General features: G+C 33.2%; 16 protein-coding genes. 11 read left to right on the forward strand and 5 right to left on the reverse strand.

What is annotated here, in order from left to right:
• The first annotated feature begins 27 nt into the window (after positions 1-27).
• Complete coding sequence (locus OCV48_RS05915; protein ID WP_021983728.1) at positions 28-795, forward strand: carbon-nitrogen hydrolase family protein; 768 nt, start codon at positions 28-30, stop codon at positions 793-795.
• A gap of 91 nt (positions 796-886) precedes the next feature.
• Positions 887-1,081: a hypothetical protein gene (locus OCV48_RS05920; RefSeq protein WP_147591399.1), complete on the forward strand. Its 195-nt coding sequence runs from the start codon at positions 887-889 to the stop codon at positions 1,079-1,081.
• 94 nt (positions 1,082-1,175) lie between these two features.
• Here the strand turns inward: OCV48_RS05920 and OCV48_RS05925 are convergent, their stop codons facing one another.
• The 5 genes from OCV48_RS05925 to OCV48_RS05945 all read right to left on the reverse strand — a co-directional run bounded on the left by OCV48_RS05925 (position 1,176) and on the right by OCV48_RS05945 (position 7,404).
• Positions 1,176-1,508, reverse strand: a complete 333-nt coding sequence (locus OCV48_RS05925) for a type II toxin-antitoxin system RelE/ParE family toxin (protein ID WP_147591400.1) — start codon at positions 1,506-1,508, stop codon at positions 1,176-1,178.
• Positions 1,505-1,768 carry a type II toxin-antitoxin system prevent-host-death family antitoxin gene (locus OCV48_RS05930; RefSeq protein WP_021983725.1) on the reverse strand — a complete coding sequence of 88 codons (264 nt, stop codon included), beginning with the start codon at positions 1,766-1,768 and terminating at the stop codon, positions 1,505-1,507. The genes OCV48_RS05925 and OCV48_RS05930 overlap by 4 nt, the downstream gene beginning before the upstream one ends.
• A gap of 244 nt (positions 1,769-2,012) precedes the next feature.
• Positions 2,013-4,997, reverse strand: coding sequence for a GtrA family protein (locus OCV48_RS05935; RefSeq protein ID WP_262559217.1), 2,985 nt, complete (start codon positions 4,995-4,997; stop codon positions 2,013-2,015).
• On the reverse strand, positions 4,990-5,946 hold the full coding sequence (locus tag OCV48_RS05940) for a glycosyltransferase family 2 protein (protein ID WP_021983723.1): 957 nt from the start codon (positions 5,944-5,946) through the stop codon (positions 4,990-4,992). Before OCV48_RS05940 ends, OCV48_RS05935 begins: the two co-directional genes overlap by 8 nt.
• A gap of 222 nt (positions 5,947-6,168) precedes the next feature.
• Positions 6,169-7,404 (reverse strand): argininosuccinate synthase, encoded by a 1,236-nt coding sequence (locus OCV48_RS05945; protein ID WP_021983722.1) that lies wholly within the window; start codon positions 7,402-7,404, stop codon positions 6,169-6,171.
• 535 nt (positions 7,405-7,939) lie between these two features.
• Here OCV48_RS05945 and argC point away from each other — a divergent pair.
• From argC to OCV48_RS05990, 9 genes are all read left to right on the forward strand, one after another.
• Positions 7,940-8,980, forward strand: coding sequence for an N-acetyl-gamma-glutamyl-phosphate reductase (gene argC / locus OCV48_RS05950; RefSeq protein ID WP_147591402.1), 1,041 nt, complete (start codon positions 7,940-7,942; stop codon positions 8,978-8,980).
• A gap of 31 nt (positions 8,981-9,011) precedes the next feature.
• The gene (argJ, locus tag OCV48_RS05955) at positions 9,012-10,253 is read left to right on the forward strand and encodes a bifunctional ornithine acetyltransferase/N-acetylglutamate synthase (protein WP_021983720.1); all 1,242 of its coding nucleotides are present in this window, start codon (positions 9,012-9,014) and stop codon (positions 10,251-10,253) included.
• An 80-nt stretch (positions 10,254-10,333) separates the two neighbouring features.
• On the forward strand, positions 10,334-11,239 hold the full coding sequence (gene argB / locus OCV48_RS05960) for an acetylglutamate kinase (protein WP_021983719.1): 906 nt from the start codon (positions 10,334-10,336) through the stop codon (positions 11,237-11,239).
• A gap of 21 nt (positions 11,240-11,260) precedes the next feature.
• Positions 11,261-12,448, forward strand: a complete 1,188-nt coding sequence (locus OCV48_RS05965) for an aspartate aminotransferase family protein (RefSeq protein WP_147591403.1) — start codon at positions 11,261-11,263, stop codon at positions 12,446-12,448.
• Positions 12,449-12,496: 48 nt separating this feature from the next.
• Entirely contained in the window at positions 12,497-13,765 is a 1,269-nt protein-coding gene (locus OCV48_RS05970; protein ID WP_021983717.1) for a sugar ABC transporter substrate-binding protein, read from the forward strand.
• Positions 13,766-13,983: 218 nt separating this feature from the next.
• Entirely contained in the window at positions 13,984-14,412 is a 429-nt protein-coding gene (locus OCV48_RS05975; protein WP_021983716.1) for a DMT family transporter, read from the forward strand.
• Positions 14,413-14,576: 164 nt separating this feature from the next.
• Positions 14,577-15,278: a helix-hairpin-helix domain-containing protein gene (locus tag OCV48_RS05980; RefSeq protein ID WP_021983715.1), complete on the forward strand. Its 702-nt coding sequence runs from the start codon at positions 14,577-14,579 to the stop codon at positions 15,276-15,278.
• An 84-nt stretch (positions 15,279-15,362) separates the two neighbouring features.
• Entirely contained in the window at positions 15,363-16,052 is a 690-nt protein-coding gene (locus tag OCV48_RS05985; RefSeq protein ID WP_147591404.1) for a response regulator transcription factor, read from the forward strand.
• 15 nt (positions 16,053-16,067) lie between these two features.
• Positions 16,068-17,549 carry a sensor histidine kinase gene (locus OCV48_RS05990; protein ID WP_021983713.1) on the forward strand — a complete coding sequence of 494 codons (1,482 nt, stop codon included), beginning with the start codon at positions 16,068-16,070 and terminating at the stop codon, positions 17,547-17,549.
• Positions 17,550-17,561: the final 12 nt, after the last annotated feature.

The raw sequence follows: 17,561 nt of genomic DNA on the forward strand, positions 1-17,561 counted from the left end.
TATACTGGAAAAGGAGATGATTGATAAATGAGAATTGAAGCATATCAATTTGCAGTATCCGGAAATATATATGATAATTATAATGAAATAGAAAGAGCGATATATTTAGCAAAACATAAAGGTGTTCAATTATTAATCTTTCCGGAATGTTCATTAATAGGCTATCCTCCCAGAGATATATTAAATTCATTAAGTGTCGATTTTAATATTGTGAGGTCAATGTGTGATAAACTTCAGGCAATAGCTGACAAAAACGATATTTCTTTTATTGTAGGAACCATATTCAAAGAAAAAGAAATATACAATAGAGCATTGTTATTTCAGCCTAATAAACAAATTAAGTTTTATGATAAGCGTGCTTTATGGGGATGGGATAATGATAATTTCACAAAGGGAGATAAAGATGGAATATTTGAAATAGATGGGGTTGTATTTGGAATTAGAATTTGTTTTGAAATTAGATTTCCTGAATTTTTCAGAGAATTGTATAAAAGGAATACAGATGTAAATGTAATTTTATTTTATGATGTAGCGGATATGGATGATAAGGAACGATACAGTATGATTAGAGGTCATCTACAAACTCGTGCAGTCGAAAATGTTACTACGACTATTTCAGTAAACGCTACTTCGCCTTTTCAGACAGCACCGACAATGGTTTTTGGAAAATCTGGACAGTGTATTAAGGAATGTGTTAGAAATAAAACTGAAATATTGATTTATGATTTTGAAAAAACAATTAATGATTTCGGAGAAAATGGAAGAATATCAATATCCGATTCATTAATTAAGTAGGATATAATTAGTATTGTATATAAGCAAAAAGATTCATTTAATGAAATTTGTTTGACTGTTAAGAATACTTCAATATAGTTAGGAGAAAAAGATGTTTAACAGATATGATGATATAAATGAATTTATTACAGATATTGATAAACCAAACATAATTACATTTGAGTATTGGGGTGAAAAAGAAAATACACAATATCTTGTTGAGTTTGAAGAAATTGATGACAAATTTATTTTAAAGAGTTTTGGCTCGGTTGAGGATATTCCTGCTGACTGGGATGAGATAAATTAGGGAGAGCAGACAGACGTGTCTGTGCTAGCTATAGCGGGTGTAGTTGCTTATAAGGTGATGCACTAAAAAAGGAACCTGTATAAAAACAGATTCCTTAAATGAGGGAAAGTCCCTGTCGAAGAATGGAAGTCCAGTTACTTTTCTGATAGAGAAAACGGACGATGATTACAGTCTGTTTTTCTTCATTAATCGTATAAAAGGCAAGGTAATTATTGATTATCACAAAACGAATGCCCCAGCCTGCAAGTACCGGATCATCTACCAGACGAAATTTCTGTGGCAGGTCGGCTAATGAGCCTATCTGCTCGGTTACAGCATCTAGCAGATTAACTGCGGCATCAGAATTTTTGAGGGTAAATTCAATGTAATCCGCAGCACACATAATATCGTGTTCTGCGGTGGAAGTGATATGAACTTGATAACTCATCGACTGCGACGACTCCTGATATCCGCCATAGCTTCGGAAAATGGTCTTGTGTTGCCAGTGGTAATATCGTCCATTCCTTCCTTAATCTGGCTGTAAAGTTCAAAGCGGCTGGTCAGTTCCTCATAGGTTTCAATGCTCATAACAGCAAGATCACCTTTTCCATTCTTCGTAATAAAAACCGGTTCAGGATAATTATGACAAAATGTAGAAATTTCATTGTAATTATTCCTTAAATCAGCACTAGATTTGATTGTTGGCATAAAAACACCTCCCTATTCGATAACAAAATTATACATAAATTTTACTATGAAGTCAAGAAAAACGAAACCGCAAGGGAGAAACTGTTTGCGAGATGAAGCACCGGCACAAAGACCAAGAAAAGATTTCTCAGAAGTTATGGAATTTCAATAATATACGGTCCTGTAAATCAACGTTTAACTAAAGTATGTTGATTTACAGGACCGTTCTTTTTCTTATGCGGTATTTTGTTTAATTAAATCTTATCTATTCTGCTGTATCTAAAGCCTTACGACGTTTATTTTTCGCATTATTCATCATTACTATAATTATGAAGATTATCGTTGATAATGAAGTTAATATAATTCCCTGCTTAAAGCCTACAGGTGAATATTTGAATTCAATATTGTGGCTTCCATCTGTTAAGTATATTGAGAGAAGTGCATCTTTAAATGCGTGAGTCTTTACTTCTTTACCATCTACATATACGCTCCAGCCTTTGTCATAAGGAATAGATGTATATAATAATCCGTCTTTTGAAGCTTCTACAGTACCTTTAAGCTTATTATCAGAGAAATAAGTAAGCTCCATTGGATTACTGTTTAATGTATTAAATGAATCATAGAATACATCAGAGTCAAAGCTATAAGCATATAACTGGATAAGGCTTACTTCGGAATCTGTAGATGATACGGAAACTGTTGAACCTGAAGTAACATTTCCAATATCTAATATATGGCGGTGTGTCATTGAATTATAATTCTTAGATGATACTTCCCCATTGCTGTTTGTAATTGATACGTTAATTGAATCTAATGAAGTTGTTACATATATAAATAAATGCATATCAGAATCAATATCAATGTCGTTTTGTTCACCCATCGTAGTTACATTAAGTCTGGTATACATAGGTGTTTCGCTGCCTGTTATTGCAGTACAAAGATTATTCTGTACTGTAAAAGGATTAGCATCTTTATTATCCCATTTCTCTTCAATATCATTTGGCATCATAAATGCAAGAGGTAAAACGTAATTATTCTTGTACATATAATATGAACGTTCACCGGTTAATTTGTCATCAATGTAGTTTGTTACCTTGTAAGCAGTATTTGCAAATGCTGATAAGAATTCAGTTTCTTTTAATTCGCTGTTACTAAGGACATATTTGATTGAAAGCATAGCCTCAGTAAGAGGTGTATGACCATAGTAAGCATATGCATTTGTAGATTCTTCAAAACCTAATGAGCCATAATATTTACTAAGACCTGAATTAGCAGTCGAAGAGAAAGTAGAAGCACCGCGGTAATTATTCCATGCGGCATCATTCTTAGTACGTCTGTCAGCTTTTTCAATTCTGAAGAAGTTATCGCCCTCAGCTTCATTTGCCTGCTCGACCAAAGTATCAATTGCGGTATTATCATTAAGATAATAAGAACGTGTGCAGGTGCTTAAGGAAGTAGCTTCTGCGTTAATAAATGCTTCAGCACTAACAATAATTAATAAAAGATAAGTTACAAAGTTCTGTTTATAATTATTATTTCTAAGCAATGATATAACTATCAGGTAGAATATTAAAAATACTATACTTATATATATTGTAAGTGAACTGTAGGTATCAGATACGTATAATTTCTCAATCAGTAAGATTAATGCAATCGCACCGGCAAAACAACAGGCAAGCTGTTTTAGTGAAACTTCCTTAACCTTCATTAATGCCTCATAACTTATAGCTAAGATAAGGAAGATATATATAAATGATTCTCTTGCCGGCAGGCTGTTTGGATAATGGAAGCCATGCCATATATAGTTAAGTACATTTGTATTGAAGCTTACTAACATAAATGCAAGAAGTGAAATCTTAGCAATCTTTTCTTTTAATTTAATCTTAGGATTAATTGCATATAGCGGAACTAATAGAAATACAGCAACCGTACAATAAAGGTTAGGATCGTGTGCTGAGAACACAGCGACATCTACATTAATCAATGATCTTGATAACATATCAAGAACTGAGAAATAAGTAATTATTGTCTTAGGAAATTCAAAATCTCCAGAAGCAGTAGAACTAAGTGCATAATATGCAGGAAGTACGGTAATTGCCGCAAAACCACCGGCTAAAAGCGAGTAAATCGCAAAGTTCTTACATTTTGTAATATAGTATTTAAGGTTCTTCTTAGCTGAATCACTATATATAAGTGCAATGTAGTAAAGTACACAGAATATACAAATCATAATTGCTATATAGTAATTAGATAGAATTGCAAAACCTAATGAAATTGCATATAAGTAACATTTATCCTCTTTAACGAGTTTTTCGAGACCAAGAATAATAAGTGGAAGAAGCACTAAACAGTCTAACCACATAAGATTCCAGCTAAATGCACATATATAAGATGAAAGTGCATAGAATACGGAAAGAGATGCAATAGACATCTTCTTAGTATGGAAATGTTTACTTAGATAATATGCAAATGTCAAGCTGCATAAAGCAGTTTTAACAACAATAAATAAATTCATTGCTTCAGGAATATGGTTAGGTGTAACTAAGCCGATAAACCAGTTGACAGGGCTTGCAAGGTAATATGCATAGAGTGAACTGAAGTTAACTCCAAGACCGATATTCCATGAATAAGTCAGGCTGCCACCATTAGTAAGCTTGTTATATAACTCTTTCAAAAATGGTGTGTACTGGTGGTAGCAGTCACTTCTAAGATAAGTATTATCGCCAAACGGATAAATCTTTCTCATATAATAGATAATTACAAGTATTACTAAAGGTATAATAAATGAAAGTATAAGTGAAAGATTATTATAGATAAAATCCATAAAAGAAATCTTATTATTCTTCGAATTATCTTTAAAAATATAGAATTTACTAAGTACATAATTAATTATAACCACGAATACTGATGAAAGAATCTTGGCAATTAAATCATTAGTACCTAACAGGGTTACCATACCATAGATAAATACAAGACTGAATATCAGTGAAAACAGTCTGGCACTTACGAAACTAAGTATCTCGTCAATTAAGACCTCTTTCTTGGTTGATTTACTGTTAAATACAAAGATTTTATTCGTAACATAGGCAAATATTACGGCAAATATCCATGAGATAACATTTGCAAACATATAATTCACTGACAGATGTGTAAGTATAATGTATGTCAGAAAGTCAACAACTGTTGTAAGTACGCCAAATACGAGATATGAAAATGTCTCCTTATTAATTAGCTTTTTTAGTTTATTCATTTTTATCATTATTTCCTTTCATATAAAGATTAGTATCTTTAGTAATAAATATAGGGCGGTTTTTGCTTTCTATATATATATGCCCGATATATTCCCCGAGGACACCGATGGAAAATTCTATTATTCCGCCTAAGAACAGAACGGCAGAAAGTGTTGTTACATAGCCCGGAACATCAATTCCAAAAGCAAGTGTCTGAATAATTGTAATTATAATGTATATAAAAGCACCAAGAGATATCGTAAAACCACAACAGGTAACAATTCTTAACGGAGTAACGGAAAAAGCAGTAATACCATCAATGGCATATTTGAATAATCCCCAGAAACTCCATTTCGTTGTTCCGACAGTACGCTCTACATTTTCATAAGGAAGCCATTTAGTCTTAAAGCCAACCCATTCAAAAATTCCTTTAGAGAATCTCTGAACCTCCGATAGCTTAAGAATAGCATCAACCATCTGTCTTGACATAATTCTATAATCTACAGCACCTTGTACAAGATTAATATCTGTCATCTTGTTACTTAATTTATAAAAGCTGCGTGAAAACAGACTTCTTACAGGTGCTTCGCCTTTACGATTGGTTCGTCTGGCAGCAACACAGTCATATCCTTCTTCAATCCCTTTAATCATATGTGGTATTAAAGCAGGTGGGTGTTGCAGGTCAGCATCCATAATTATTACATAATCGGCAGTTGAGTAGGTAAGACCTGCATACATACCGGCTTCTTTGCCGAAATTCCTTGAGAAAGAGACATATTTAACATCATTATGTGCTTTCGCAAGTTCTAATATCTTCTTATAAGTATTATCTTTACTTCCATCATCTATAAATATATATCTAAATGAATAATTTGGAATTGTATTTATGACTTTTGAAGTTTCATCATAAAACATACTAAGTCCCTCTTCCTCGTTATAGCAAGGAACTATTATATCCACAGTATGCATATTGCCTCCATTCTTAAGCATATATCTGCTTGTATGCTGACAAAAATGCAGCATAATATTTGATAAATTTATTTAGAGTTATAGAAAAAACCTAACATATATAATACTAAATCATAGGGGGATTTGCAAGTTAAAGAAATGTAAGAATGGAGTAAAAAAAATACGGTGACAACCCACTCATATATATGTGGATTGACACCGTATCTGTGTATCGTTTAATTATTATTTCATATATTTGTTTTCGATTCCTGCTTCATTCCATTTCATTGCTCTAACCTTGAGTGGAAGACCAAATAATGTGATGAATCCGCTTGCATCATGGTGGTCATATAAGTCACCTGTTGTAAAGCTTGCTAAGGATTCACTGTATAATGAATATGGAGAAGTTGTTCCGGCTTTAATGATATTACCTTTGTAAAGTTTGAATTTAACTTCACCAGTTACATATTCCTGAGTAGACTCAACGAATGCCTGGATAGCTTCACGAAGTGGAGTAAACCATTTTCCTTCGTATACGATCTGGGCGAATTTGTTACCCATATCTTTCTTAACTTCCATTGTAGCACGATCAAGAACGAGTTCCTCAAGCTGTGCATGAGCTTCCATAAGGATTGTTCCACCTGGAGTTTCATATACGCCACGAGATTTCATACCAACAACACGGTTCTCAACGATATCAACGATACCGATACCATGTTTTCCACCTAATTCATTTAACTTTCTGATAATGTCAGAAACTTTCATCTTTTCGCCATTAACACTTGTAGGAACACCTTTTTCAAATGTCATTGTAACATATTCGCCTTCATCAGGAGCTTTTTCAGGAGAAACGCCAAGAACTAATAAGTGATCATAATTTGGTTCGTTAGCAGGATCTTCAAGTTCAAGTCCCTCATGGCTGATGTGCCATAAGTTACGGTCACGGCTGTAGCTTGAATCTGCTGAGAATGGAAGATCGATACCATGCTGTTTGCAATATTCGATTTCTTCTTCACGCGACTGCATTGTCCATACATCTGTCATTCTCCAAGGAGCAATAATCTTAATGTCTGGAGCAAGAGCTTTGATACCGAGTTCGAAACGGATCTGGTCATTTCCTTTACCTGTAGCACCATGGCAGATAGCAGTAGCACCTTCTTTACGTGCTATTTCAACTAATCTCTTTGCGATACCAGGACGAGCCATTGATGTTCCTAATAAATATTTGTTTTCATATACGGCACCTGCCTGTACACATGGGACGATATAGTCATCACAGAACTCATCTGTAATATCTTCGATATATAATTTTGCAGCACCTGAAAGTTTTGCTCTTTCTTCAAGACCATCTAATTCGTTGCCCTGTCCACAATCTATACAGCAACAGATAACTTCATAATCAAAGTTCTCCTTTAACCAAGGGATAATAGCAGTTGTGTCCAAACCGCCTGAGTATGCTAAGATAACTTTTTCTTTCATTTGAAAATCCTCCTATTTAATATGTGATTATTATGTATAAAACGATTCATATGTGTATTTATGTCAGATTGTGCATAATAAGCATCGAGCAAATGAATATTTATGCAAATGAATAAAACACAAATACATATCTCTGAATTCATTGATAACAATATACATCATTATGCATAAAAAATCAATCGAAAATTGAAAAAATATAAAGTATTTTTTGAAATACATAACGAAATAAGCGAAATTATCCTATTTATTTAATAATGAAATAAATAAAAAAACAACTTGCATATTATGCAACAAAAATGTATAATTATAAAAAGTTTTAATTTTTTGTTGCAAATATGAGAAATTGATTATATTATATGAATAAAGTGTCAAAAGTTAATTCATTATGTATGACGTTATCGTAGCAGAAAGATTATTTTTTACACAGCTATTTGTTCCAGAGCGAAAGCAAATAGCTTTTATGGCAGATGAGAAATTGCCTACGCGAATTTCTCATCACATCTTTGCAACAAGTCGCTCAGAAAAGAGGATTAATATGATAAAAGCAGGAATAATTGGTTCAACAGGATATGCAGGAGCTGAGATAGTAAGATTATTATTACAGCATAAAGATGTGGAAATAGCGTGGTATGGTTCAAGAAGTTATATAGATAAGAAGTACTACGAAGTATTTCAGAATATGTTCCAGTTAGTTGATGCAAAATGTATGGACGATAATATGGAAGAATTAGCTAATGGCGTAGATGTAATATTCACAGCTACTCCACAGGGTTTATGTGCATCACTTGTAAATGAAGATATATTAAATAAGGTAAAGATAATTGACCTGAGTGCAGATTTCCGTATTAAAGATGTTAAAATATATGAAGAATGGTATGGAATAGAACATAAGAGTCCACAGTTTATAGATGAAGCTGTATATGGTTTATGTGAGATAAACAGAGATAAAGTAAAAGGAGCAAGACTTATTGCTAATCCGGGCTGTTATCCAACATGTACAACACTTAGTATTTATCCTTTATTAAAAGAGGGGCTTATAGAGCCATCAAGTATAATCGTAGATGCTAAATCAGGAACTTCAGGAGCAGGAAGAGGTGCTAAGGTTAATAACTTATTCTGTGAAGTAAATGAGAATATTAAGGCATATGGTGTTGCAACACACAGACATACTCCTGAGATAGAGGAACAGTTAGGATATGCAGCAGGTGAAAAGGTACTTATTAACTTTACACCACATCTTGTACCGATGAACAGAGGTATCTTAGTAACTGCATATGCAACTCTTAAGAAAGACGTATCTTATGAAGAAGTAAAGGCTGTATATGATAAATATTATGATAAAGAGCAGTTTGTAAGAGTATTAGATAAAGATGTTCCACCTGAGACAAGATGGGTAGAGGGAAGCAACTATGTAGATGTTAACTTCAAGATTGATAAACGTACAAACAGAATTATAATGATGGGTGCGATGGATAACCTTATTAAAGGTGCTGCAGGACAGGCAGTACAGAATATGAATATTATGTTTGGTTTCCCTGAAAATGAGGGATTAGTACAGGTACCTATGTTCCCATAGAGAAAATAATATAACGGAAATGAGGATTATTATGAATAAAGAACTTATACAGACAGAGGGCGGTGTATGTGCCGCTAAAGGTTTTAAGGCAACAGGTCTTGTTGTTGGTATTAAGAAATTAGATTCAACTAAGAAAGATATGGCAATGATTTATAGTGATGTCGTATGTAAGGCAGCTGGTACATTTACAAGTAATCTTGTTAAGGCAGCTCCTGTTAAATGGGATAAAAAAGTCATCACAGAATCAGAAGGAATAAGAGCAGTTGTAGTCAACAGCGGAATAGCAAATGCCTGCACAGGGACTAAAGGACTTGAATATTGTAGTGAAATTGCTAAAGAAGTAGCCAGGGTAGCAGGTGTTAAAGAAGATGAAGTCCTTACAGCTTCTACAGGTGTTATTGGTAAACAGCTTCCTATAGATAAGATAAAAGAAGGCATTGATAAATTATATCCTGCTCTTGGAAATGGCACAGAAGATGCCACATTAGCAGCAGAAGCCATTATGACAACAGATACCGTATCTAAACAGGTCGCAGTTAAGACTGCAATCGGTGGTAAGGAAGTTACAATCGGTGGAATGTGTAAAGGTTCCGGAATGATACATATAAATATGTGTACAATGCTTGGATTTATAACAAGTGATGTGAATATCTCTAAGGAAATGCTACAGCTGGCATTAAGTGAAACTATACCTGATACATTTAATATGGTATCGGTTGATGGTGATACATCTACAAATGATACAGTTATAGCACTTGCTAACGGACTTGCAGAAAATGAGTGTATTACAGAGAAGAATAACGATTATTATACATTTAAGCTTGCTTTGGAAGAAGTGTGCAGGACACTTGCTAAGAAGATTGCAGCAGATGGCGAGGGTGCGACAGCATTATTTGAGGTTAAAACAGTAAATGCAGCATCAAAAGCAGATGCGGTTACACTTAGTAAATCAGTTGTTACATCAACACTTACTAAGGCAGCAATATTTGGTCATGATGCAAACTGGGGAAGAATCTTATGTGCAATGGGATATTCAGGTGTACAGTTTGATCCTGAGAAAGTTGATATCTATTTTGAAAGCAAAGCAGGAAAGATTAAGATAGTAGAAGACGGAACTGCTACAGATTACAGCGAAGAAGAAGCTACAAAGATTCTTTCAGAGAAAGAGGTAACAGCTTTATTAGACGTTAAGATGGGTGATAAGACTGCAACAGCATGGGGCTGTGACCTTACATATGATTATGTTAAAATTAATGCAGATTACCGTTCATAGATAATTGCGATTATAAATATCTGATTTATAATGAATAAGTTAAAAAGAACAGGTGATTTAAAGAAAGGATTTACTTAACTATGGAAAAAGAAATGGAAAAATATTTAGAAAAAGCTAATGTTCTTATAGAGGCGTTACCATATATACAGAGATTTAACAGGAAAATTATCGTTGTTAAATATGGTGGAAGTGCAATGGTAGATGACGAATTAAAGAAGAATGTAATTAAAGATGTTACACTTCTTAAATTAGTTGGTTTTAAACCGATAATCGTACATGGTGGTGGTAAGGAAATCAGCAAATGGGTAGAAAAATCAGGAATGGAAGCAAAGTTTGTCAATGGGCTCAGGGTAACTGATGCAAATACCATGGAAATTGCGGAAATGGTACTTGGAAGAGTTGGTAAATCACTTGTAACAATGGTTGAGGAATTAGGCGTTAAAGCTGTAAGTATAAGTGGCAAAGATGGACAATTACTCAAATGTAAGAAAAAATTATCTAATGGTGAAGACATAGGCTTTGTTGGAGATGTAACAGAGGTTAATCCCGGCGTATTATTTGACTTATTAGAAAATGATTATCTTCCAATTGTATGCCCTATTGGTCTTGATGATGAATTTAATTCATATAACATTAATGCAGATGATGCAGCATGTGCAATTGCAAGAGCTGTTAATGCTGAAAAACTTGCGTTTTTAACAGATATTGAGGGTGTATATAAAAATCCTGATGATAAAAATACATTAATATCAGAACTTCACGTTTCAGAAGCACGTAAATTAATTGAGGATGGTTATATAGGAGGTGGTATGTTACCAAAACTTAATAACTGCATCGATGCAATCGATAATGGTGTTTCAAGAGTGCATATCTTAGATGGAAGAATTCCACATTGCCTTTTACTTGAAATCTTTACTAATAAAGGTATTGGTACAGCGATTTTAGGAGATAACGAAGTTAGATTCTATAACGAAAAAAATGATTAGTATTAAAGAAATGAGGATATTATGACAACAAAGGAATATATAGAAGAAGCAGAAGGTTCATTACTTCATACATATAACAGATACCAGATTGTATTAGAAAAAGGAGATGGAGCATATCTCTATGATACAGATGGTAAGAAATATCTTGATTTTGCTGCAGGAATTGCAGTATTTGCATTTGGTTACAATAATAAAGAATATAATGATGCATTAAAAGCACAGATTGATAAGATAATACATACATCTAACTTATATTACAATGTTCCGGCATCAATTGCAGCTAAGAGACTTACAAATTTAGCAGGAATGGACAGAGTATTCTTTACAAATAGTGGAACAGAAGCTATCGAAGGTGCCATTAAGACAGCCAGAAAATATGCATATAATAAAGATGGTAAGAATGACCATGAGATAATTGCAATGAATCATTCATTCCATGGAAGAAGTATGGGAGCATTATCAGTTACAGGTAATGTCAAATATCAGGAGGCATTCAAGCCATTAATCGGTGGAGTTAAATTTGCAGATTATAATGATTTAGAAAGTGTAAAAGCATTAGTTACAGATAAGACCTGTGCGATTATTCTTGAGCCTGTACAGGGCGAGGGAGGAATTTATCCTGCAACAGAAGAATTTATTAAAGGTGTAAGAGAAATCTGTGATAAAAATGATATTTTACTTATATTTGATGAGATTCAGTGTGGTATGGGAAGAACAGGAAAGATGTTTGCACATGAATATTATGGAGTAAAACCTGATATACTTACACTTGCTAAGGCATTAGGTTGTGGAATACCTGTAGGTGCATTCCTTACTAATGAAAAAGCGGCTGTTTTAGTTCCGGGAGACCATGGAACAACATATGGCGGTAATCCACTTGCTACTGCAGCAATCAATAAAGTATTAGATTTATTTGAAGAAACAGATGTTTTAGAAAATGTCTGCGAAGTAGGTAAATATTTAGAAAGTAAATTAGATGAAGTCTGTGATAAATTTGCTTGTGCCAAGGAACATCGTGGCAAAGGACTTATGCAGGGACTCGTTCTTGATGTACCAGTAGGCGAAGTAATTAATAAAGCTATGGATAGGGGACTTTTAGTTATAAGTGCAGGAGGTAATGTTCTTAGAATGGTACCACCACTTATTATTACAAAAGAAAATGTTGATGAAATGATAAATATTTTAACAGAGGTATTAAGCACATTTTAAGTATATTTTAAGTACATTTTAAGCACATATTAAGGCAGATGATTTGTAATGTTTAACAGATTTAAAGAAAATAAAAAAGTAATACTTGAGAGACTTACAGAGATAATCGCAATGGTTATCTCTGTAAGTATTATTATTTTAGTGGCAGATAACAGTGAGACATTTAATCGCGGTGAGAAAGAGACAGAAGATGATGGACTTACATTATGGTATAATGACCAGAGATATGATGATTATTTCACTAGTCTTGCTACAGATTATGAAAAAGTTAAAGGCATTAAGGTAAATGTGAAATATATGTCGGATATTGATTATTTAGAAAATATAAATAAGGCAAATAAACAGACAGATGATACACTCGGAAGAGCACCTGACATATATCTTTTAGATTCTGATGAATTAGAAGCAGCTTACGGATATGGACTAGCTAAAGAGAATGATAATTCTTCTTATAATTTAGAGAATTATTCGCCTGCAGCCATTAATGCAATAACTTATAAAGGAAAGAAAGTTGCTTATCCGCTTACATTTGATACAGAATTTATGATATATAATGATGCATATTTTAAGTCTGTACCAGTTAATTTTCAGGCCATAATTAATTATTCTAAGAATTTTAAATTCAGTGAAAATAAAGATGTAAAATACATTATGTACTGGAATGTTGAAGATATCTACCATAATTATGGCTTCGTTGGGAAATATATGAATATAGGTGGCGAATCAGGAGATGATAAAACTAAGATAAATGTTAATACAGATGAAGTTAAGAATGCATTTAACTTCTACACAGAGTTATCGAAAGATTTTGGTATAAATATAAGTGATGATTTTAGTGGATTAGCTAAAGCATTTATGAATGGCGAAATAATAGCTTCAATTGTTACTATGGATGAATATAATGAATTAAAGGAATTAGATAATCCTAAGAAAATATCCTATAATATATGTGGTCTGCCTGACTTAAATGACGAATCAGGAACAAAACCACTGTCGCGTACAGAGACTTTAGTCGTTAATTATATGTCAGATAAAGATAAGGAAGCTGAAGAATTAGCTAAATATGCAACCTATGACAGAACCGACTTAATCTATTCGCAGACAGGCCTGTTTTCAACAAAACATACAGACTATGCAAATGCTGATTATGCAGTTATACAGGAACAATACGATAATTCCTGTATATTACCTAAGATGCTTGTTACGGGAGATTACTTCGCACAGGTACAATCAGTATTAAATAAAGCATGGAATGGCGCAAAAGTTGAAGATAATCTAAACACAATGTATGAAACCTATAAAACCCGTTTACAATAATACCATATAGACAATGTCTGGGTATTTGCGGAAACTTTAGTTACAGGGTATATATTTTAGCGCCTTGCGACTTTAGGCGAACAATTTATGATTATTTGTACGATGAAGGCGAACAAATAATCATAAATTGTCCGACTAATGGAGTGAAAGCAAAATATATACCCTGTAACTTTTATTTTGCAAATGTGCAGATAATTGAGCATATGGAGGTTGTAAAGATGGGATATATAATTGCGTTGATATCGGGTGCATTAATGAGCGTTCAGGGTGTATTTAATACTGGAGTTACAAAGAATACCAGTATGTGGGTCTGTAACTGTTTTGTGCAGTTTACGGCTCTTTTAGCAGGTCTTGTTGTGTGGTTTTTTGCCGACCGAAGCAGTTTTATGGGAATAACAAAAGTTAGTCCCAAATATATGCTGTTAGGTGGAATAATAGGAACAGCAATTACTTATACGGTTGTAAAAAGTATGGCTTCCTTAGGTCCTGCTAAATCTGTTATGGTTATCGTAGTATCACAGGTGGTTGTTGCGTATGTTATAGAATTACTTGGAATGTTCGGGGTTGAGAAAGCAGATTTCGAGATGAAAAAGGTAATTGGTGTGTTGCTTGCAATAGCTGGTATCATCTTATTTAAGTGGGAATGAAAAAATATATTAAAAACAGGTTGTAAAACTTAAAAATTTTATGTAGAATAAATATGACATTCTATAATCTCTCTGAAATATTAAAATGAATTGGTATTTAGATTAGTATTTAGTTATTTAATATAATATTAAACCTAATATTTAATAGAAGAGGAGAGATTTTTATGAACAGATTTTTAGATAAAAAAGTAAATAAGTTAATGTTAATGATTATATGTCTGGTAATGTTATCAGGCTGTAATGGCAGGAATAATGTAAAAGTCTATAGTGATAAGGCAGATACAATTTCAGAAGACGATACATTTTCGGAGAGTGATTCAAAGAAATCTTCAGAGAAACAGGAAAGTGAATCATTAGCTGAGTCAGTACAGAATAAAGAAGTATATGTCCAGCTTTGTGGTGCAGTAAAAGCACCGGGTGTATATAAGATTTCAAGTGTATGCAGAGTATTTGAGGCAATAGAGTTAGCCGGAGGAGCTACCGAAGAAGCAGATATTGATTCGGTTAATCTTGCGAGACCTGTTGTGGATGAGATGAAGATTTATGTTCCGACAAAGGAAGAAGTTGAAAATAGTAATGGCGATTATTTCTGGGAATATAATGATAAAACATTTGAAAATGAAGCTTTTTATAATGAAAATTTTTCTGATGGAGATACTTATATAAAAGATGATGGACTTATTAACATTAATGAAGCAACAAAAGAAAAGCTTATGGAATTGCCTGGAATAGGTGAGGCAAAAGCAGAGGCTATAATTAATTACAGAGAAGAAAATGGTGGATTTAATGATATTTCAGACATAATGAATATAAGTGGAATTAAAGAAGCCGCATTTGATAAGATAAAAGATTTAATTAAGATATAAAAGATATAGACAGTCAAAATATTATTGAAAGGTAGCCAGGGATTGACTGTGAAGAAAGGGCATATATACATAGGTGATGTGAAAATGGGAAACAGAATATTAGTTGTAGATGATGAAAAGCTAATTGTTAAAGGAATTAAATTCAGTTTAGAACAGGATGGAATGGAAGTTGACTGTGCATATGATGGAGAAGAGGCAGTTAACTTAGCTAAACAGGTAGAATATGATATCGTTTTGTTAGATGTTATGCTTCCGGTATATGACGGTTTTGAAGTTCTTAGCAGAATAAGGGAATTTAGTTCTATGCCTGTAATTATGCTCACAGCCAAAGGTGATGATATGGATAAAATTCTTGGACTTGAATATGGTGCAGATGATTATATTACCAAACCATTTAATATATTAGAAGTCAAGGCAAGAATTAAAGCCATAATGAGAAGAAGTAAGAAAGAGGAAACTAACAGCAGACCTAATAAGTTGGTTGTTAAAGGTGATCTTAAGTTAGATGTTGAGGGCAGAAATGTTAAAATAGGTGATAAAGAGATAAATCTTACAGCTAAAGAATTTGATTTATTAGAATTATTACTTACTAACCCTAATAAAGTATATAGCCGTGAGAAACTTTTAAGTATCGTGTGGGGATATGAGTATCCAGGCGATGTCCGTACAGTTGATGTTCATATCAGACGTCTTAGGGAAAAGATTGAGAGTAATCCTAGTGAACCTAAATATGTATTTACAAAATGGGGTGTCGGTTATTTCTTTAAAGAATAACATTAAGGAGCCTGTATGCTAAATAAGATTAAAGACCACAGATTTCACCGAAACTTAAAAAGATATATCGGCTTAACCAGAAAAGTGTTTAGAAGTATGAAGTTTCGAATCTTTATCATACTTTTGCTGATAGGAATTGTTCCTATAATAATTTTTCAGGGCGTTGTAAGAATACCTATTGAAAATGCAATGGTTGATATGAAGATGGACAGACTTTTGAGCCAGTGCAATATATTGAAGAATCATATAATAAGCGAAAATTATATGGAGATTAAAGAATCGCCTGCAATTGATGCGGAATTGTCGCAGCTATCGGCTATGTATGATGGTCGTATTATGCTGATAGACAATAACTTTATGATTATAAAAGATACATATGTGATGGATGAAGATAAAACAACTGTATCTGAAGAGATTATTAAATGTTATAAAGGCAAGAATGTTTCGTATTATGATTCTAAGAAACAGTATATTAAGTTTATTTCATCTATTTCAAAGGATAATAATAATATATCAGGAATAATGTATGTAACATTTTCAACGAAAGATGTTGAGTATGCTATAGATAAAATAGCCGAGAAAATGTATATTATTCAGACGATTTTAGCACTTGTAGTGGTTATATTTGCATTTTTCTGGCCAAAAAAATTAGTAAAACCATTCGATGAAATTGGTAATTCTTTCGAGAAAGTGTCATTTGGATATTTTGATAATGAATTATCATTAAGTGGATATACCGAAACAGAGAAACTTGCACAAGCATTTAATAGTATGCTTGGACGAATGAAGAAAATTGATGATTCGAGACAGGAATTCGTGTCAAATGTGTCGCATGAATTAAAGACACCTATTACATCTATAAAGGTTTTAGCTGATTCATTGATGATGCAGGACGATGTACCAAATGAAATATATAAGGAATTCTTTGGCGACATAGTCAATGAAATTGACAGAGAGAATGAAATTATAACAGATTTACTTACACTTGTAAGGCTAGATAAGAAGAATGCTAGCTTAAATATTTCACAAGTAAATATAAATGAGTTAGTTGAAATGATTCTTAAAAGATTAAAACCTATCGCTGCTAAGAATAATATTGAACTCGTATTAGAGAGCTTCAGACCGATTCTTGCAGAAGTCGATGAAGTTAAGATGACAAGTGCAATATCTAATCTTGTGGAAAATGCAATCAAATACAATGTAATGGATGGCTGGGTAAGGGTTACCCTTAATGCCGATCATAAATATTTCTTTATTAAAGTGGCTGATTCGGGAATAGGTATTCCAGATGAATCACAGGAAATGGTATTTGAGCGTTTCTACAGGGTAGACAAGACAAGGGCAAGAAAGACGGGAGGCACAGGTTTAGGACTTGCAATTACTAAGAATATTATTATGCTTCATAATGGAGCAATCAAGGTATACAGTAAAGAGGGTGAAGGAACAACCTTTACTGTAAGAATACCTCTTAATTATGTGAATGAGGAAAACAGATAGGAATGATTTAGA

This window comes from Bovifimicola ammoniilytica (genome assembly GCF_025567085.1).
Classification (GTDB): domain Bacteria; phylum Bacillota; class Clostridia; order Lachnospirales; family Lachnospiraceae; genus Bovifimicola; species Bovifimicola ammoniilytica.

Excerpts from the sequence above, each read along its gene's own strand:
- OCV48_RS05915 (WP_021983728.1), top strand. The coding sequence starts at position 28 with ATGAGAATTGAAGCATATCAATTTGCAGTATCCGGAAATATATATGAT.
- OCV48_RS05920 (WP_147591399.1), top strand. The coding sequence starts at position 887 with ATGTTTAACAGATATGATGATATAAATGAATTTATTACAGATATTGAT.
- OCV48_RS05925 (WP_147591400.1), bottom strand. The coding sequence starts at position 1,508 with ATGAGTTATCAAGTTCATATCACTTCCACCGCAGAACACGATATTATG.
- OCV48_RS05930 (WP_021983725.1), bottom strand. The coding sequence starts at position 1,768 with ATGCCAACAATCAAATCTAGTGCTGATTTAAGGAATAATTACAATGAA.
- OCV48_RS05935 (WP_262559217.1), bottom strand. The coding sequence starts at position 4,997 with ATGAATAAACTAAAAAAGCTAATTAATAAGGAGACATTTTCATATCTC.
- OCV48_RS05940 (WP_021983723.1), bottom strand. The coding sequence starts at position 5,946 with ATGCATACTGTGGATATAATAGTTCCTTGCTATAACGAGGAAGAGGGA.
- OCV48_RS05945 (WP_021983722.1), bottom strand. The coding sequence starts at position 7,404 with ATGAAAGAAAAAGTTATCTTAGCATACTCAGGCGGTTTGGACACAACT.
- argC (WP_147591402.1), top strand. The coding sequence starts at position 7,940 with ATGATAAAAGCAGGAATAATTGGTTCAACAGGATATGCAGGAGCTGAG.
- argJ (WP_021983720.1), top strand. The coding sequence starts at position 9,012 with ATGAATAAAGAACTTATACAGACAGAGGGCGGTGTATGTGCCGCTAAA.
- argB (WP_021983719.1), top strand. The coding sequence starts at position 10,334 with ATGGAAAAAGAAATGGAAAAATATTTAGAAAAAGCTAATGTTCTTATA.
- OCV48_RS05965 (WP_147591403.1), top strand. The coding sequence starts at position 11,261 with ATGACAACAAAGGAATATATAGAAGAAGCAGAAGGTTCATTACTTCAT.
- OCV48_RS05970 (WP_021983717.1), top strand. The coding sequence starts at position 12,497 with ATGTTTAACAGATTTAAAGAAAATAAAAAAGTAATACTTGAGAGACTT.
- OCV48_RS05975 (WP_021983716.1), top strand. The coding sequence starts at position 13,984 with ATGGGATATATAATTGCGTTGATATCGGGTGCATTAATGAGCGTTCAG.
- OCV48_RS05980 (WP_021983715.1), top strand. The coding sequence starts at position 14,577 with ATGAACAGATTTTTAGATAAAAAAGTAAATAAGTTAATGTTAATGATT.
- OCV48_RS05985 (WP_147591404.1), top strand. The coding sequence starts at position 15,363 with ATGGGAAACAGAATATTAGTTGTAGATGATGAAAAGCTAATTGTTAAA.
- OCV48_RS05990 (WP_021983713.1), top strand. The coding sequence starts at position 16,068 with ATGCTAAATAAGATTAAAGACCACAGATTTCACCGAAACTTAAAAAGA.